The organism is Nitrospira sp. M1 (genome assembly GCF_965152605.1).
This window is the reverse complement of record NZ_OZ224217.1, coordinates 1,946,946-1,965,533: the sequence shown is the minus strand read 5'-3', so window position 1 is coordinate 1,965,533 and position 18,588 is coordinate 1,946,946. Positions and strand designations below refer to the sequence as shown.

11 protein-coding genes are annotated in these 18,588 nt (G+C 46.5%); 8 read left to right on the top strand and 3 right to left on the bottom strand.

The window, feature by feature from the left end; translation table 11 throughout:
- The first annotated feature begins 4 nt into the window (after positions 1 to 4).
- The 8 genes from carB to ACWHX8_RS08900 all read left to right on the top strand — a co-directional run bounded on the left by carB (position 5) and on the right by ACWHX8_RS08900 (position 9,783).
- Positions 5 to 3,274: a carbamoyl-phosphate synthase large subunit gene (carB, locus tag ACWHX8_RS08935; protein ID WP_447971605.1), complete on the top strand. Its 3,270-nt coding sequence runs from the start codon at positions 5 to 7 to the stop codon at positions 3,272 to 3,274.
- Positions 3,271 to 3,747, top strand: a complete 477-nt coding sequence (greA, locus tag ACWHX8_RS08930; protein ID WP_447971604.1) for a transcription elongation factor GreA — start codon at positions 3,271 to 3,273, stop codon at positions 3,745 to 3,747. Before carB ends, greA begins: the two co-directional genes overlap by 4 nt.
- Before the next feature lies 1 nt (position 3,748).
- A complete protein-coding gene (locus ACWHX8_RS08925; RefSeq protein ID WP_447971603.1) occupies positions 3,749 to 4,549 on the top strand; it encodes an SAM hydrolase/SAM-dependent halogenase family protein in 801 nt (266 codons plus the stop codon).
- Between the two features lie 162 nt (positions 4,550 to 4,711).
- Positions 4,712 to 6,463 carry a DEAD/DEAH box helicase gene (locus tag ACWHX8_RS08920; protein WP_447971602.1) on the top strand — a complete coding sequence of 584 codons (1,752 nt, stop codon included), beginning with the start codon at positions 4,712 to 4,714 and terminating at the stop codon, positions 6,461 to 6,463.
- A 101-nt stretch (positions 6,464 to 6,564) separates the two neighbouring features.
- Positions 6,565 to 7,497: a J domain-containing protein gene (locus ACWHX8_RS08915; protein WP_447971601.1), complete on the top strand. Its 933-nt coding sequence runs from the start codon at positions 6,565 to 6,567 to the stop codon at positions 7,495 to 7,497.
- Positions 7,498 to 7,863: 366 nt separating this feature from the next.
- Complete coding sequence (locus tag ACWHX8_RS08910) at positions 7,864 to 8,325, top strand: hypothetical protein (protein ID WP_447971600.1); 462 nt, start codon at positions 7,864 to 7,866, stop codon at positions 8,323 to 8,325.
- Between the two features lie 114 nt (positions 8,326 to 8,439).
- Positions 8,440 to 8,592 carry a hypothetical protein gene (locus tag ACWHX8_RS08905; RefSeq protein ID WP_447971599.1) on the top strand — a complete coding sequence of 51 codons (153 nt, stop codon included), beginning with the start codon at positions 8,440 to 8,442 and terminating at the stop codon, positions 8,590 to 8,592.
- 249 nt (positions 8,593 to 8,841) lie between these two features.
- Complete coding sequence (locus ACWHX8_RS08900) at positions 8,842 to 9,783, top strand: SdiA-regulated domain-containing protein (RefSeq protein WP_447971598.1); 942 nt, start codon at positions 8,842 to 8,844, stop codon at positions 9,781 to 9,783.
- A 24-nt stretch (positions 9,784 to 9,807) separates the two neighbouring features.
- Here ACWHX8_RS08900 and ACWHX8_RS08895 read toward each other — a convergent pair whose 3' ends face one another.
- The 3 genes from ACWHX8_RS08895 to ACWHX8_RS08885 form a co-directional block, all read right to left on the bottom strand.
- On the bottom strand, positions 9,808 to 9,930 hold the full coding sequence (locus tag ACWHX8_RS08895; RefSeq protein WP_447971597.1) for a hypothetical protein: 123 nt from the start codon (positions 9,928 to 9,930) through the stop codon (positions 9,808 to 9,810).
- Between the two features lie 86 nt (positions 9,931 to 10,016).
- A complete protein-coding gene (locus ACWHX8_RS08890) occupies positions 10,017 to 11,837 on the bottom strand; it encodes an ABC transporter ATP-binding protein (RefSeq protein WP_447971596.1) in 1,821 nt (606 codons plus the stop codon).
- Between the two features lie 122 nt (positions 11,838 to 11,959).
- On the bottom strand, positions 11,960 to 18,094 hold the full coding sequence (locus ACWHX8_RS08885; RefSeq protein ID WP_447971595.1) for an amino acid adenylation domain-containing protein: 6,135 nt from the start codon (positions 18,092 to 18,094) through the stop codon (positions 11,960 to 11,962).
- Positions 18,095 to 18,588: the final 494 nt, after the last annotated feature.

Here is an 18,588-nt window from a genome sequence, read left to right as displayed (position 1 = left end):
AATTATGCCACGACGAACTGATCTTCACCGAATTCTGCTCATTGGCTCAGGCCCGATTGTGATTGGCCAGGGTTGCGAATTTGACTACTCCGGCACACAAGCCTGCAAGGCGTTAAAAGAGGAAGGCTTCGAAGTTATTTTAATCAATAGTAATCCGGCCACCATTATGACCGACCCTGACCTTGCAGACAGAACCTATGTGGAGCCGATTACCTGTGAAGTCGTTGAACGTATTTTAGAACGAGATCGTCCGGATGCCTTGCTCCCGACCATGGGTGGACAGACGGCTCTCAATCTCACCGTCGAATTATTTCAAAAAGGCATCTTAGAAAAATACGGGGTCCACACCATCGGCGCGTCGTATGCGGCGATTCAGAAAGCTGAGGATCGAGAGCAATTCAAAGACATCATTCAAGGTCTTGGACTTAAAGTTCCGCTGAGCGGATCCATTCGTTCTCGCCAAGAAGCCATTCAACTCATTGAAACAATCGGATTCCCGGCCATTGTCCGTCCCTCCTTTACGCTTGGGGGCGCTGGCGGGAATATTGCCTATAATCGTGAAGAATATGAGCAATTTGTTGAATGGGCGCTTGTGACGAGCCCGGTAAAACAAGCCCTCATCGAACAATCGCTGATTGGGTGGAAAGAATATGAATTAGAGGTCATGCGCGATTTGAACGACAATGTCGTGATCGTCTGTCCGATTGAAAACTTTGATGCCATGGGTGTGCATACGGGAGACAGCATAACCGTCGCTCCGGCGATGACATTGACGGACAAAGAATATCAACGTATGCGCAATGCCGCCATTCGTATTATTCGGGAAATTGGGGTGGACACGGGTGGCTCGAATATTCAGTTCGCCGTTCATCCGAAAACCGGAGATCAAATTGTTATTGAGATGAATCCCCGAGTCTCACGCAGTTCCGCACTTGCATCAAAGGCGACAGGTTTTCCCATTGCGAAAATTGCCGCAAAACTTGCGGTGGGCTACACCCTTGATGAAATTACGAATGACATTACCAAAGTCACGAAGGCTTCATTTGAACCAACGATTGATTATGTCGTGGTGAAAATCCCTCGATTTACCTTTGAAAAGTTTGAAGGGAGCGACCCTACACTCACCACACACATGAAATCAGTCGGTGAAGCCATGGCTCTTGGTGCGACATTTAAAGAAGCGTTACAGAAAGCCATTCGGTCGTTAGAAATAGATCGATTCGGGCTCTGTTCATTGTATGGGTTGGATGGCTTGTATCAAACGGATCAATCGGCGCAGACCGATCAAGAAGTGATCGCGGAAATTCGTGCGGCGTTACAAACACCAACCGCCGATCGCATGTGGCAGGTAGCCGATGGCTTTCGTGTTGGTCTGTCAATTGATGAACTCTATTCGATCACGCATATTGATCCGTGGTTTCTTGAAGAAATTCGTCAACTCGTGCGGTTTGAATATACCGTAGTCCAAGCACGCTCTTCGATGACGTCCGAACTATATAAACAGGCCAAGCAACTTGGATTTTCCGATGAGCGTCTTACACAATTGCTGAAACAACCTCTGGAATCCATTCACGCGTTGGCTCACCAATCTCGCTCGTCCCTCCATGTCACCTATAAACGCGTCGACACCTGTGCGGCAGAATTTGAAGCCCACACTCCATATCTCTATTCAAGTTATGGAAGCGCATGTGAAGCACGTACGACAAAGAAAAAGAAAGTCATTATTTTAGGCGGGGGACCAAACAGAATCGGTCAAGGCATTGAGTTTGATTATTGCTGCGTACATTCAGCCATGGCTCTTCAAGAAGAAGGCATTGAAACGATCATGGTCAACTGTAACCCCGAGACGGTGAGCACGGATTACGACATTTCAGATCGCCTGTACTTCGAACCCTTAACGATGGAAGATGTCACACACATTCTTGATGTGGAAAAACCCTTTGGCACAATCGTGCAATTTGGCGGACAAACGCCACTCAAGTTGTCGTGGGGGTTAGCGAGCATCGGTGCGCCAATTTTGGGGACCAGCCCGGATGCCATTGATCGCGCAGAAGATCGAAAACGATTCGGGGCGTTGATTGATGAGTTGAAGTTGCGACAACCCCAAAGTGGGATGGCCCAGAGCCATGACGAAGCGCATCACATTGCCGAAACTATTCAGTATCCTGTCATGGCGCGTCCGTCCTATGTCTTAGGCGGTCGTGCGATGCAGATCCTGTACGATGCGGATGCCCTTGCACGCTATCTCCATCGACATGCTCACAATCTTTCCTCACATCCCTTGTTGATTGATCATTACCTTGATGGTGCCATAGAAGTTGATGTCGATGCCATTTCTGATGGTCAAGATGTTGTGGTCGCTGGAATCATGGAACATGTAGAAATGGCGGGGATCCACTCTGGAGATTCCGCCTGCTCCTTGCCACCCTATTCTTTACGCTCAAACATTATTGATGAGATCAAAGTTCAGACCATCGCGCTGGCCAAGTCGTTAAATGTTGTGGGGCTGATGAATATTCAATTTGCCGTTCAGGATGATCAGGTGTTTGTGTTAGAAGTCAATCCTCGTGCATCTCGCACCGTACCATTTGTGAGCAAGACGATTGGTGCCCCGCTCGCAAAATTAGCGACCAAGGTGATGCTTGGAAAAACATTGCCAGAATTAGGGTTTACCGAGACTCCAACTCTGACACATATGTCCGTCAAGGAAGCCGTGTTTCCTTTCACAAAACTGGGTGCGATGGATGTGTTGCTTGGCCCTGAAATGCGTTCGACAGGGGAAGTTATGGGAATCGATGGTGACTTTGGCTGGGCCTTTGCCAAATCTCAAGCCGCAGCAGGCAATGCCCTTCCAAAATCGGGGATTGTTCTCTTAAGTGTCAAAGACGGGGACAAGGCCGGAACCTTAGATATTGCACAACGATTATGTCAGCTGGGCTTTACGCTTCAAGCCACAAACGGAACGGCGACGTTTTTACGAGAGCATCATATTGCAGTGGAGTCCCTCAATAAGATTAAAGAAGGTCGGCCTCATATTGTTGATGTCATCAAGAACGGTCAAATTTGTGTGGTGGTGAATACCGTGGGCAGTGCCGCATCACAGGATGATTCAGCGCCCATTCGAAGAGAGGCGTTGTATCAGGGGATTCCCTATTTCACGACAATTCCTGCAGCCAAGGCAGCAGTCTTAGGCATTGAAGCCATGCGAAAAGGCAAACTCAGAGTTCGTCCACTCCAAGAATATCAAGCCGCATTAAAGGGTACCCATTTATGAAAATTCCTATGACTCAAAGAGGATATGACGCATTAAAGGACGAATTACACCGCATTCGAAAAGAAGATCGTCCCAAAAACATCCAAGCCATTGCCGAGGCACGGGAACATGGAGATCTTCGCGAAAATGCAGAATATAAAGCGGCGAAAGAGGAGCAGCAGTTTATTGCCACTCGAATCGCCGAACTTGAATATAAATTAAGTGAAGCCGAGGTCATCGAAGTTACACCGGGGCCGAGTGAGACCGTCGTCTTTGGGGCAACGGTCCAACTTGTCGATATTGAATCACAAGAAGAAAAGCAATATCGTCTCGTCGGCCTCGAAGAAGCCGACCTTAAAACGGGAAGCATCTCCGTACAATCACCCATTGGTCGTGGATTAATCGGGCACCGAGTCGGCGATATCGTTGAAATTAAGCGCCCCGCCGGGACAATAGAATACGAAATTCAAAAAATTTGGTTTGAGGAGATCTAACATGGCATCCGCAACATCACTCATCACTCTCTTAACGGATTTTGGCCATCGCGACTATTTCGTGCCAAGCATGAAAGGCGTGCTGTATGGCATCAACTCGCAAGTACGAATCGTTGACCTGAGTCATGACATCACACCACAGGGCGTGGAAGAAGCCGCCTTTCACCTCAAGTCGTGTTATCACTATTTTCCCGATGGAACCATTCACGTTGTCGTAGTAGACCCAGGCGTCGGCAGTGACCGTCGAGCCATTCTGGTGTCCACCTCACGATACTTCTTTCTCGCACCAGATAATGGAGTCTTGAGTTATATTTTTGAAGAAGAACGCTCTGTTGAAGTTCGCGCCATTGAAAATAAACAATATCGGTTGGATTCGGAAGGCGCAACGTTTGATGGACGTGATCTATTTTCCCCCGCCGCCGCCTGGCTGACAAAAGGACAAATGCCCGGATCATACGGACCGCTTATCCACGATTACGTCACACTTCCCGAGTCTGAGGCTAAGATGGAGAATGGGAAACTCGTGGGAAAGATTGTGTATATCGATCACTTTGGCAATTTGATTTCAAATATTACTCCAACAGACCTTGAGACGTTTCGTTCTGTGACGAAACAGGACATTCAAACCATCCAATTAGAGGATGTCACGATAAAAGGCATGAAAACGCATTATGCAGAAGGGGCCTTAGGCATGCCAGAGGCGCTCATCAACAGCAATGGGCAACTCGAAGTCTTTCTCAAGCAAGGTCATGCCGCCAAGAGCTGCCAGGGAACCATCGGCCAACGGATTGAGGTACGATAGCGACGCAACGCCCGCGCTATTATGTTTTTTTCTCGTGCTTCGTTTTGGTGTGTATTTTTTCTTTTATATTTTAACGTTCAACTCATATACCTCTCATCTCTCCGTCGATTCAGTGGGAGCACGAGTTAAACTGAGGGGATCTTAAGGGTACAGAAATAGTCTATGAAAACACGTCGCACAACCCAGCCTCCCACGACTCCAACCATGAAGGGCTTTTCTCCCAGTTTCGCCGCACTCGGCCTTGAAGCCGCACTCCTGACCACGCTGGAGACCTTAGGGTACGAAGAACCCACCCCCATCCAACAAGAAGCCGTTCCACCACTCTTGGCGGGCCGAGATCTTTTAGGTCGCGCCGCAACAGGAACGGGGAAAACCGCGGCATTTACATTACCGCTCCTTCAGCGTTTAGCTCATGCGGAACGGCAGCAGCATCCATTTGCACTTATTCTCGTGCCGACACGAGAATTGGCGATACAAGTTTGCGAAGCAGTCCAGCGGTATGGAAAGGAGCAGCAAGTTAGTATCCTGGCGGTTTACGGTGGACAAGCGATTCGTCCGCAACTCGTCGCACTCAAACGTGGGGTCGATGTTGTCGTGGCAACGCCAGGTCGGGCTTTAGATCATATCCGCCGCAAGACCCTTCAGCTCAAAGATCTGAACATCGTTGTGTTGGATGAAGCCGATGAAATGCTTAATATGGGATTTGCCGAAGATTTGGATGCCATCCTTCAACAGACTCCCAAGGAAAGGCAAACAGCATTGTTTTCGGCTACGATGCCTGCCCGCATTGCATCCATTGCCCGCCGACATTTACAAGATCCCGTTGAAATTCAGATTGAAAAGGAAGAGGTCAAAGCCGGAGCGGTTCCCCGTGTACATCAGATTGGTTATCTTGTTTCGCGACAACACAAGATTGCAGCGCTTGTCCGTATCTTAGAGATGGTCAACCCCAAATCAACTCTAGTATTTTGCCGAACTCGACTGGAAGTTGATGAGTTAACCTCCAAATTGAACAGTCGTGGGTATCGAGCCGAAGGGCTTCATGGTGGCATGAGTCAGGTTCAACGCGATCGTGTGATGAATTCGTTCCGCTTAGGAAAAACCGAACTCCTGATCGCCACGGATGTTGCGGCACGGGGGTTAGATATCTCGCACGTGTCGCATGTCATGAATTACGATGTGCCCTCGTCGCCTGAAGCCTATGTCCATCGCATTGGACGGACAGGGCGTGCCGGCCGAGCCGGCGCCGCCATCACGCTTGTTGAGCCACGCGAACGCTGGTTACTGCAGAACATTGAACGGCGCACAAAATCTACAGTCGACATGGCCACGCTCCCAACCGTGGCTGACCTCCAAGCCAAACGACTGGAACGCATTGAGACTTCGATTCAGGAAACGCTCCAAGCCAAACGTTTTACTCGATTCAAACACGTCGTCGCCACACTCATGGAAACCTTTGACCCCGCGGATGTGGCTGCGGCTGCCATCCAATTAGTCGCCCAGGCACACAATGGCGAAGACAAGGACGAAGACATTCCTTCCATGACCGATCATACTCAAGAAGGTCCTCAACGATCCAGACGTGCCAGACGAACGACCCCGGATCGACCACGCAGCGAACAGCCACGACGAGGGACGGCGCCACGAGGCAAACGCGATCGTACGGTGCGAACCACCGGCATGGTCACATTGCAATTTAGCGCTGGCCGGACGGCGGGTATTCGTCCAGGAGATCTCGTGGGGGCCATTGCAAACGAAGCCAAACTGAATTCCAATGTGATTGGTCCTATCAAAATTACAGAGCAAGCCTCGCAGGTCCAAGTGCCGGAAGAATTCGCGAAGGGAATCATGAAGGCTTTTGGACGAACCCGTCTGAAAGGACAGAAAGTCACGGTTCGACTCAATCGAGAATAAAAATTTCCCTCGTCGTATGCCAGCTAGACATGTGATGGTTTCGAGCTATCAATTCGTTTGCAAAAACTCTCAAGAAATGATCAGCGTCCAGTTGTCCAGATATGATTAACGGAAAAAATTACTACCAAATCCTCGACGTTCCGGAAGATGCCCTCATAAAGGAAATCCAGAATGCGTGGCGGAAATTCGTCAAGGAAAATCATGAAGACCTCGTGCCACAATGGGAACGGCAAGCGGCCAAAGAGAGAATGTTCATCATCAATGAGGCCTATGCCGTACTCAGCAATGAAGAAAAGCGGGCTGACTATGACAATGCAAATATGATTAACGGCGGGTCAAAGATTGAACTCGTTCGAAGTCGAGTCAGAAAAGCGAAAGACATTATTCAACGGGATTGCGCGCTTATTACAAGAGAAGATATTCAAACAATTGAGTCGATCATCGATTACCTTGATAGAAAAATTCAGGAGGCCTGTTTTGACCGGATGCTTGACATGCTCAATACATGTCCCGAAATGGCAAGACATACCGTCGCTCTGGCGTTTGACGAACAACTGCTACACGCGAGTACCAAGTTATTTGAAACTCTTCTTCGAAAAGCGCCGTACGTCATTACCTTTGAAAAGGTCTATCTCTATGGCGAGGAAATTATCGGGGTACACGGCAAGGAGGAAAAGGAAAGAAACTACAATCAACTCGCCCGCGTCTTATGTCATAGGCAGGATTTGGCTAGATACTTTGTCTTTCCATCTTTTCAGGAACAAGTCTCAGGCTGTGAAAGTAATCTGCTCCGCACGTTCTTGGAACTTACACCGGACGTCATGACCCAAGAAGATTTTGACCACTATGTGGATTCCGTCAACGACATCCGGTGGGTCATCCATAGTCAGCTCAGAAGCTATAACGAGCAAGCCATTACCTGGATACTCAAGGCCAGACCCGATCTCGTCAGAAAACCGGAAAAGAAGAAAGCCGCCAAGGAGTTGCCCTATCCCTTACGATCTCACCAAACCAACAAATCACCGGTTTCATAAAATACTGCTATAGTACGTGTTACACGTCTGTATATTGCAAGTCTCAGGTCTGTTGCATGAGCGAGCAAGAGCCTTTCCAACGTTCGACAATGAAGTACGCATCGACTCTACTTGTTATTTGTATGGCTATAGCCGTTTCAGTTATTCCGAAACGATAACACGCCATCTCGTACACGAGTGATATCCAATACGTGAGAGAACACGTCAAGCATTGTCAGGACATTCAAGCGGGGATAACCTTCCATTCGTTGAAACATGGTACCGCGCGGAGTTATAGCCGATTCTATGCACTTCAATACCTTGAAGCCCTTCATTCCGCAGGGAAACTCAGAGTGGCTCAACTGAAATGTATGAGGATTCGCTATAGTGGTATTCTCCTTATTGGAACATATTTGGATTCGCTATAGTGCTGTTGCACTTGGCTGGGGTTGGGGTGTGCAAACGGTTCGAAAAGAAATTTCTCCTTACGACTTGGCCTTGTACATTCGTGAGGCTATGCAGGGTCAGAAGATTGTCTTGGAAGACAATCTTGACTTGGACTTCAGTGAGCTTTCAAGGAATGTGAAAGCGCGTAAAGCAGATATCTACGCAAACGGAACAAGCATCAGAAATGCCTTGCGTAAACGTTTAGTCCTTCCAGCTACCGATGTGAAAATTCGCAGAGAGAAAACAGCGAAGTTGGAAGAGCGCATTGCGGCCTCCTTGTATGGCGTCAATATCGTAAGCCTTCTCGCGAAATCCCAAGCAAACAATCGCCAGAGCCTTATTGCCTTTATTCAAGGACATGGAGGCAAGCCATTTGATTTTGAATATCACAACGCACTTTGAGCCATCTCGCTGAATACGCAATGTGATTTTTTATCGATGTCCATGTTGGGTCGTGGACTCAATGAGGGTTCCATTTCGTTTTCCGCAAAAGTGAACCTTGGCAAAGGGGACTTCGTGAAGCTGGATTCACAACAAGCACAGGAACACAAATACTATTCGGTTTTTCACGACGATCACCATCCCAACCTGGAACCGTTGGCCGTCTTTCTCAGTAGTCATTACTGGATAATTTCAGACCTTGAAATCAATGTTGAAATTGCTGAGTAGATACTATTTTCAGCAAAGCCAGATCCACAATGACGGGCAAAAGATTATCAGGAGATACTTCATGAGAAAAGTCGTCGAAAATGTGAGGGCGTTGACTCCCTCCACTATGCTGCGTCTAAGTTCACGATCATGCAGACTGGAGGAAGACCTTCTATCTTCAAAAAGTGATTTGCTCCTACTAACTCATTTTGCCGAATCCGGTAAGAGAGAGGACAGGATTCACAGGCAGCAACAAAGAGGAAACGATTTATGAGACAAGCTATTCTATGGTCCTATCTGACAGGACTGCTACTCTTGTGTGGCGGGTTCGGGCACATGGTGGTTGGACCGGCTTGGGCTCATGATCAAGATGACGTGTCATTGACCTTTCTTGGCTATGTGGAATTAAAGGACCTTGGGCCTGAAGAACCCTCAGGTCTTGCGTGGGGACGTTCATCAAAAGGCAAACCTCGTTTGTGGATTGTCAGTGATGATACGGCTGCCGTGTATGTATTGAAAGAAAAACGTCAAGACAACACCCTTTCGACGTTTAAAGTTACCGAAATCCATTCCCTTTCCTCTAAAACTAAAGAATTAGAGGGTTTGACGGTTGATAGTTCGGGTAGGGCGGTCATAGTGCAGGAAGGCACGAATAGCGTGATTCGGCTTGAAGCCGAGACCTTTGAAGAAGCAGAGACGGTTCCACTGTCTGCGATGACTGGCTTCGACTGTATTCAACCATTTTTTGAGAAAAGTGGAAGCAATAAAGGATTGGAGGGTGTTACCTGGAATGCCACGCAAGGCACGTTCTTTGTGGTGAAAGAAGGGAGCCCACCAATGCTCATTGAACTTCGTGACGACTTACACGCAATTCTCAAGCATTGGATTCTCGATCAGCAACGTGGGTTTGAGGTTTCAGAACTTTCTCAAAACAAACTGGACGTATCAGGAATTGCCTATGATTCGAGTCGTGATGTGCTATGGATGGTGAGTGATAAGGGTCAACATCTTTTTGTCTACGACTATCATCAACACATGGTCACGCAACGAATCCCGCTCGGATATCGAGCCGGCAAGGAAAAGGGGATTGGGATCTATCAAAGAATTAAGAAAGCTGAAGGAGTCGCCATTTCCCTGGATGGCCACACCGTTTATGTGGTAAGCGACTCAGAGGCGCGCTTATACGTCTATGCTATAGAGCCTGCTGCCTGAAGTACATGAAATTTTGTACACAGTTCACGAACTTTCTTGAGGTAGCGCAGTAGGGAGGGGGATGACACCTGCGACGGCTTGGACCATCGGCATAATAACCATGCCGACAATCTCTTCATGCTTGCGTTTACATACATCTATGCTCATGAATTGTGATTCGATATCTAAGATCGTATCACGATTGTGCAATGGCCTGCAGTACCAATTCCAGCCTATAAGTGAGCAGACTCGAATTACTTATATTTTTGTGCCTGCATATTAAAAAGTTCAGTATATCGACCGTTCCATGCGATGAGGTCTTCGTGTGTGCCACTTTCTATGACTGTCCCATGCTCGAGGACATAGATCCGGTCGACCATTTTCACAGAAGATAGCCGATGGCTGATGAGGATGGCAGTTCGTCCCTTAGTCAATGCATGAAATCGCTGAAATAACTCATATTCTGCTTGAGCATCCATTGCGCTTGTTGGTTCATCCAAGACGAGCATTTGGGAATCGCGAAAGAAGGCACGAGCAAGGGCGATCTTTTGCCATTCACCAATACTCAGTTCCTCTCCGCCCTCAAATCGCTTGCCTAATATCGTGTCATATCCAGCCCCGAGTTTTTTCAAAATTTCCTGTGCGCCAGCTTGCTGAATAGCCGCCTCAATCCTTTCTGATTCCAGCGGTACGGTCGTGTCTGCTAACCAGATATTTTCTCTTGCGGATAATTGATACCGGACGTAATCTTGAAACATGACGCTCACGTCTCGACGAAGGTCTTTGAGGGAGAATTCTCTGAGGTCAATACCGTCTAATGTAATGCTTCCCTGGGTCGGATCATATAATCGGCAAAGCAGTTTGACTAACGAGGTTTTCCCGGCACCATTCTCACCGACGAGGGCTACATGTTCACCAGGACGGATTTCAAGAGACACATTATCCAAAATATTCTGCTTTCCGCCAGGATAACGAAAACTGACACGGTGAAAACCTATTCCCATTTCCAAAGGACGAGGGATTTGTTTGGGTACACGAGGACGAACCAGACGAGATTCGATGGACAAGAACTCATACATATTTTGAACGAATAGGTTGTTACCGTAAAGATTGGTTATGCAGGTGAGAAAGCCTTGTAAAAACCCATGCCCGCGTTGTATGGCCTGGAAAGCCACAACGAGATCTCCGAGCGTTAGCCATCCAAGGCTGGTTCGATACGCGACAAAACATAGCATTCCAAACACCCCAATGGTTGGCAGAACTTCACTTAAAAGATTGATCCGTAACCATTTTCTGTCAAAAGTCAGTTCTTCTGTGCGAAGTTGCTTGCGAATGCGCTGAAATCGTTCACTGAATACCGTTCCAATGGAGAAGAGCCTGATGTCTTTTGCGTAAGAATCATTGGTTAGCAACTCAGAGAGGTATGAAGCCTGTCGTTCGAGGGGGGTATGGCGGACTTCTAACGCATGTTCGTGATCTGCGTGTCGTAAGCGGACAAAAACCTTTGGAAGAGCGGTGAGACACAGGATAGGAACGATGATCCAGTGAAACCAAATAAGCCATCCAGCAACAACGACCAATGACGTAAAAAATTGAATACTTTGCAGTAACGATTGAAGAATTCTTGAGGGAAGAAATGGTGCCTCTTTTTGCATTCGATGCAATTTGTCGTAATAGGTAGAATTTTCATAGTACTCCAGATCAACTTCAATAGCCTTATCGTGAATGATCTTCGACATAAAATCTGTGACAATGTTTTCCTGCGTGTCTTTGACAACGACCGCAATAGCAGAAATGGCCGCACTGACAAAGGCCACGACGCCCGCCAAAATGATAAAGAACAATACATCATCAAATGTTGTCGTATTGCCGTGCTCTTCATAGACTTGTGTTATCGTATCGACAATCTGTTTCAAAAGGTACAAGGTGATAAGGGGAATTAGTCCTAAGAGAGTTTGAAGCCCTAGACTGGCAAGCGTCCACCCTGGACTGGCCTGCCAGACAAAACCCATCGCTCTGGTAAGATTTATCCAAAATGCGAGGAGATCTGACTTGATGGTAGTGAATCGCGCCACAAATTAATTTAAGGCGAAATAGAAGTTATTACGTGAAGGTTGAATCCATGCTTCATTATCCTACAGACCTTAATCATATTCCTTACCAATGCGCCGTTTTTAGAAGGAATCATATCCTTCTCCTATGTTTTGTGCTGGCCTTTTTTGGACACGTTTCGACGAGCATTGTCTAACTCTTGCTTAATCTGTTTTCCAAGTACTTCAACATAGGGAAACTTAAACATTTGCCCGGCATTGGAGGCCGGGACTCGAAGCAACTTGAATCCCCCGCGAGCATAGTTATTCCATTTTAATCGAGGATCCTTTTTGATTGGGATAGGACGTTTTGATGCGAGAAAATAAGTAACTTTTCCAGAATAGGACCTAGGAATGTACGTTGATAAGGCTTGCTGATTCGCATAAAACACGAAGTCGCGGTGCTGGTGAGCTTTATTTCCCTTGTAGACATCCAGATTACTCGCCATTTGAGCGATGACTTTCAGTTTCTTTCGACTAAAGGCCAACCATTCCTTTGGCGATAAATTTTTGAAAATCTCACATTGCGCTTGTATGCCTCGCATGAGATAGGCCATCCGTGGACCCAGCTCAAAATCAAATGGTTGAGAGTCCTCGATTAGATCAGGCAACCAACTTTCCACAAGACCAAGAAAGGCAACGGTTTGGCCTTTGGCCGTTAACTGTTGGGCCATTTCGAAAGCCACGATCCCTCCCATACATCCTCCAGCCAGAAAATAAGGACCATGAGGCTGAAGTATTCGAATTTCCTTAATATAACGCGTAGCCATCTCTTCTATCCTGCGCAAAGGCTTCTCTCTCCCATCTAATCCAATAGATTGCAAACCGTATATCGGCTGCTCATCCCCTAATAGCTTGGGCAACGTCGCAAATGTCAATACGTTGCCTCCGATGGCATGAACAATAAACAGGGGAGATTGCTGGCCATCGGGTTGAATAGGAACAAGAGATTGCAGCGGTGTCTGATCAATATTCTTGTCAATTGTTTCGGCAAGCTTCTCAATGGTTGAAGCTTGAAAAAGTATGGAAAGTGGAAGAGTTTGTCCTGTGACTTTTTCAATTTGCTGCAATAGACTGACTGCCAGGAGTGAATATCCACCAAGATCAAAGAAGTCGTCCCGAATGCCGATCGGAGTCTTTTGCAAGACATCCTCCCAAATCTTCACAAGTTGTCGTTCTCTTTCTGTTCTGGAAGCCTGATAGTTCGTTTGCGGAAGGGTTACGATTTCTTCAGGTGGCGGAAGGGCATGACGGTCTATCTTTCCAGAAGGAGTCAAGGGAAGACTATCAAGAAAAACAAAAGTTGTAGGAATCATATGCCTCGGGAGTCGGATCATAAGAAAATCACGAAGACTTGTCGAAGTTGGCTGGTGCATACTGTCTTGTGCAACCACATAGGCTGTCAGAACATCATGTTTAAATTTGTCCTTTCTGGAAATCACCACGCTTTCTTTCAAATTGTCATGCTGACGTAATCCATGTTCGATTTCTCCCAGCTCTATCCGAAACCCATTGATTTTCACCTGAAAATCTTGGCGTCCAAGAAATTCTATTGTGCCATCCCCTAGAAATCTTGCCTGGTCACCAGTTTTATATAAACGCTCTCCACACTCAGAATTAAATGGATTGGAGATGAATCGCTCCCTGGTAAGTTCTCGCCTGTTCCAATAGCCTCTCGCCACCCCAGCACCACCAATATACAGTTCTCCAATAACATAGGGAGGAACAGGAGCTAATTGCTCATCGAGAATATAGACAAGAGTATTTTTCATGGGTCGTCCGATTGGAACTGCGCAGGGAGCTTCCAATAGATATTCCATATGTTCAAAATACGTACTATCGACAGTTGCCTCGGTGACACCATACGAATTCAAAATTCTCGTGTCCGGACTACACAATTTTCGGAGTTGCGACAGTTCTGCCATGTTCCAACGATCAGCCCCGACAATCCAGAGTTTGAGGTGAGGAAGTTTCTGTTGGTGCTCTTCCAAATATCGCACGCAATATCTCATGCTAGCTGGAACCATTTCTACGATATCAATTGCTTCCTCGTTTATTAAATTAAATAGTTGAGATGAAGTGGCAACGACGTCAGAACATATCACCAATTTTCCTCCTGAACACAAAGCTCGAACGAATTCTCCAATAAACACATCAAAAACGGGATTCGCGATTTGCAAATGATTCCGGCATTTGGTGCGGAGCAGATATGCCTCCTCCCAAGCCTGATATGCATTCACTAAGCCCTTATGGGTTCCCAGCACCCCTTTGGGCATACCGGTAGATCCTGATGTATATAACATGTAGGCGAGATTTTCTGACGACGTTGTCCGTAACAGGTTCTCTTTTTGACATCGTGCAATCTGCTCCCAATCCTCATCGAGCCGTACAACATGATCAACGTGTGGAAAAATATCTAATTGAAGTGATGACTGACCGAGCAACACACTTGTCTGACTATCTTCGAGAATAAAACGCATGCGGTCTTTCGGATAGTCCGGATCGAGAGGAACATACGCTCCACCAGCCTTTAAAATTCCTAAGATCGAAACAACCAAATCCAATCCTCGAGGCATACAGAGTCCAACCAGAGTGTCGGCGCAGACTCCCAACTCTCGCAGGAAATGGGCGAGTTGATTTGCTCGATCATTCAGTTCGCCATAAGTTAAATGTTCGCCTTGATGGACGATGGCAGGACAGTCAGGCGTTTGGGTAACTTGTGACTCAAAAAGTTCATGAATGCAAACGTCGGATTCGTGAAAGTCGAGGCTCTCAGCGCCACTCCATACATTGAGCACTTGTTGTTCTTTCGATTTGAGCATAATAGGCAGGCTGCCAATAGATTGGGAAGGCTGTGCGCATGCGGTTTCCAATAAATTCGGAAAACATTCGACCATATGTTCGACAAACCCTGGGTCAAAGGCATTCGAATTGTATTCAAAAATTCCTTCTATTTTATGACGATTCTCAATTAAAGACAGGGTCAGATCAAATTGAGTGCCCGGGGGATCATATGTCTCTAGTTCTGAAATAATTCCAGGTAAGTCTAGATGAGGACCGAGTGATGATTGAAAATCAAAGAGCACTTGGAACAAGGGGTTTCGACTTTCGTGTCGGATTGGCTTTAATTCCTTAACAAGCAGTTCAAACGGATAGGTCTGATGGTCATAGGCGTCCAGCGTGGCATGTTTGACCCGTTGCAACAATTCTCGAAATGTTGGATTTCCCTTCAAATCAATTCGCAGGACGAGAGGATTAATAAATACACCAATAAGGTCATCAAGCTCATGTTTGACCCGATTGGTTGCTGGAGTCCCTATCACGAGATCGGTTTGGTGACTGTATCGAAAAAGTAAAACGAAAAATGCCGTGAGCAGCGTCATAAAAATAGTGACGCCCTCTAGTTGACTCAAATCTTTAAGCGCGTTGACTTGAGCATGAGAAAGAGAAAACTTTCCTGCTGTACAATGTGCTGCCGGCGACGTTAATGCAAGAGAGCGATCAGGGAAGTCAATCGTAGCCTGGGCACCCAACAAAGTTTTCTTCCAATAGGCAAGAAGTCGTTCACCTTCTTCTCCTTGAAGGCGTTCTCTTTGCCACAGAGCATAGTCTGCATACTGAATACACAGAGGGGAAATCCTGGGTTGCTCGCCGTTTAGTAAGCTGCCATAAATTGTGGATAATTCCTTAAGAAATATTTCAATGGAGCGCCAATCCGAAACAATGTGGTGGAAGGACAGAAGGAGTACATGTTCTGTGCTGCCTATTTGCAATAAAGACATTCTCAACAGTGGGCCATTTTCTAAATCAAAACGCTGCAAATTTTCTTCACGGATTTTCTCTGTTAACGTTTCATGTTGCTGAGCCTTGTCAAGATGGCAAAGATTGAGAGTCAGAAGAGGAAGTGTGAGGCTTGGTGCAATGACTTGCACTAATTGATGATTCGAAAGTCGGAAGGTTGTCCTCAACGACTCATGTCGCTCAACGATGACATTGAATGCCTTGTACAATGTTTTCTGGTCCAAAGAACCAGTTAATGTAAACTGGAGGCAAATATGATGTGATGGGTCTTCAGAGTTGAATGTGTTGAGAACCCAAAACCCTTCCTGCGCAAAGGACACCGGCAGAGAACTACTTCGGGGAAAAGCAGATAATCGCGTTTCGGGCACGTCGGCAATACACGCAAGCATATCTCCCATGACTTTAGCCAAGTCTGAGACATGTACGGCTTCAAAAAATACACTTATAGGCATATCGATTCCATAATCAAATTCAATTTGATTTCGAAGTTCAATTGCCATGAGAGAATCTAGCCCCAGAGAACTTAATGTATTTGATGGGAGTACGTTTTGAGGACTAAGGTTGAGCCTTTGGGAGAGATGTTGAGAAAGATACCACTCTAAAGCTTTCTGGCTTTCATCACCTATGAGAGCTTGTCGAATAGCAGGAGAGTCAACCTCAGCATCTCGTACATAGTCTGGGGAAGAAGATAGGTTCAAGACGCTGCGCCCGATCACTGGGAAGCCATCGGCCATGTAAGCCAAGCGGCAGGCGTATCGTTGAATTTTGCCGCTTGATGTCAGTGGGATACTTCTAGACTTCACAAAAAGTACGGCATATGGTTGGATATCATGATGATCCATCACAGTTTGTCGAATGAGACTTGCACTGGTCTCAATCTCAAGCTGTTCCAAGGCACGAGGAACTTCTTTCACTACAATCAATTGCTCTTCACCTTCAAAAGTGCTTGAAAATGCCGCAACCTTTCCTTTCCCCAAATTCTGATGGTGTTTGGCTACGGTTCGTTCGATATCGTGTGGGTAGTAGTTCCTCCCACGAGAAATAATAAGATCCTTGATCCGTCCAGTGACAAATAGCTCTCCATCTTTGATGAATCCTAGATCGCCAGTCCGGAGGAAAGGGCCTTCTCCTGTATCAGCAAGGTAAGCGCCAAATGTCTCTTGGGTTTCCTTGGGGTGATTCCAGTATCCTTGGGCGACACTTGGACCGGCTAACCAGATTTCTCCTATTCGGTCAGAATCACATTTCCGCAGACTATTCGGATTAACAATAGCAACGAGGGTATTCGGTCCTACTTTTCCACAGCTAACGAGAATTTGAGTGGAGCACATCTCATTCTCTGAAGCAGGAAAAACTTCATGGTGTTCCAGTGCATTTCTATCTAATACTTCCCAGCGAAGAGATTCAGCTAGAGGCTTTCCCGATGCCATGAGCGTAAATTCTGCAAGGCCGTATCCTGGAACAAAAGCCTTTGCTTGAAAACCGCACGGCATGAAAGTGTTAATAAAACTTTCGATTGTTTCCCGATGTATGACTTCGGATCCACAGCTTGCTACTTGCCACCGTCCAAGGTCGAGATTTGTCCGTTCATCTTCGGTGGTTTTTCGTACACAATGTTGGTAAGCGAAATTGGGGCCACCACTATGTGTTCCGCCCAAGCGGGACATGGCTTCCAGCCAATTCATCGGACGCTTTAAGAACGTAAGTGGAGACATAATGTACGCTGGACTTCCAACATATAATGGAACAAGAAGACCTTGGACTAAGCCATAATCATGAAAATGAGGCATCCAATTCACAAGAACAGAATCTGTATCACACTTGCCTGCCAGGCACAGATCCGCACATTGGAAAATAACATTGTCATGAGAAATCATCACGCCTTTGGGTAAGGATGTGGAGCCAGATGTATATTGCAAATAAGCGAGATTCTCTCCACGAATGTTTAACTCACGATAGGTATCGGATTCTGAAAGCGAAAGATCGCTGAACGAGACCCAAGGAATGGTTAGCCCTTCATCTGAGGATTGATCTCTACGTTGCTCAGATTCACAAAGAGTCGAAGTTGTAAGCACAAGAGAAGCGAGCGAATCTTTGATGATGGCTTGGAGTCTTGAATGAAGGAGTGGAAAACGCGGGTCAGGGGAAGGCGTGGGAATCGCAATAACACCGGCATAGAAACAACCTAATAACGCACTCACGAACTCTAAGCCAGGGGGAAAAAGAAGAAGCACTCGATCCCCACGGTGAGCACAGTCCTTGAGTGCTGCACCAATAGCTCTGGTACGTTGGTACAATTCGCAGTAGGTCCATCTCTGACTCTCCGTCATTCCATCCTTGAGAAACACATAGGCCGGTCTCTCAGGCTGGTGCTCTGCTAGCCACGATAGAATATGGAGGAGGGTCTGATTTTCGCTCTGATTCCTTGGGGATATCAGCATGTTACAAATATTCTTTAAGCGAGTGATCCGACATTACGCTACAAGTCTCTCGCTTAGCATTTCGTATATTCCTGCACTTGAATCATAAATACGCAAATACGCTCACGCATACTTAAACAAGCACATTATTCATGCTTTTCGGCAAAAGCACCTTGATACAGAACTCTAAAGAGTAAACCTATAGGGTTACTCTGTATGTCAAGGCTCTATGGAAAATATTTCTCTTGGGGGTGTTGAAAGAGTTTAACAAGAAATATATTGAAAAAACAGAATTTAAAATGGCGTTTCTATGATCACCTTGCATGTTCGCATAATTCCGTACCAGCAAAAGATCAGTTGCCAGAAAAAGGAAGCGTGTCTGAGGAAAGAAAGTGGAGGGTAGCGGATATTGTCCAAATGTTAAAAGCCAGTAGGCCCATGAGCGTGATTTGAAAATATCTCACGGTGCATGAGCAAGTACTTTCTGGAAGCTCTTTATAGGGGTCAAGATACTT

Bases quoted from the DNA above. Each gene is read 5' to 3' on its own strand.
- ACWHX8_RS08915 (WP_447971601.1), top strand. From the start codon at position 6,565: ATGATTAACGGAAAAAATTACTACCAAATCCTCGACGTTCCGGAAGAT.
- ACWHX8_RS08895 (WP_447971597.1), bottom strand. From the start codon at position 9,930: ATGAGCATAGATGTATGTAAACGCAAGCATGAAGAGATTGTCGGCATG.
- ACWHX8_RS08925 (WP_447971603.1), top strand. From the start codon at position 3,749: ATGGCATCCGCAACATCACTCATCACTCTCTTAACGGATTTTGGCCAT.
- ACWHX8_RS08920 (WP_447971602.1), top strand. From the start codon at position 4,712: ATGAAAACACGTCGCACAACCCAGCCTCCCACGACTCCAACCATGAAG.
- carB (WP_447971605.1), top strand. From the start codon at position 5: ATGCCACGACGAACTGATCTTCACCGAATTCTGCTCATTGGCTCAGGC.
- greA (WP_447971604.1), top strand. From the start codon at position 3,271: ATGAAAATTCCTATGACTCAAAGAGGATATGACGCATTAAAGGACGAA.
- ACWHX8_RS08900 (WP_447971598.1), top strand. From the start codon at position 8,842: ATGAGACAAGCTATTCTATGGTCCTATCTGACAGGACTGCTACTCTTG.
- ACWHX8_RS08885 (WP_447971595.1), bottom strand. From the start codon at position 18,094: ATGCTGATATCCCCAAGGAATCAGAGCGAAAATCAGACCCTCCTCCAT.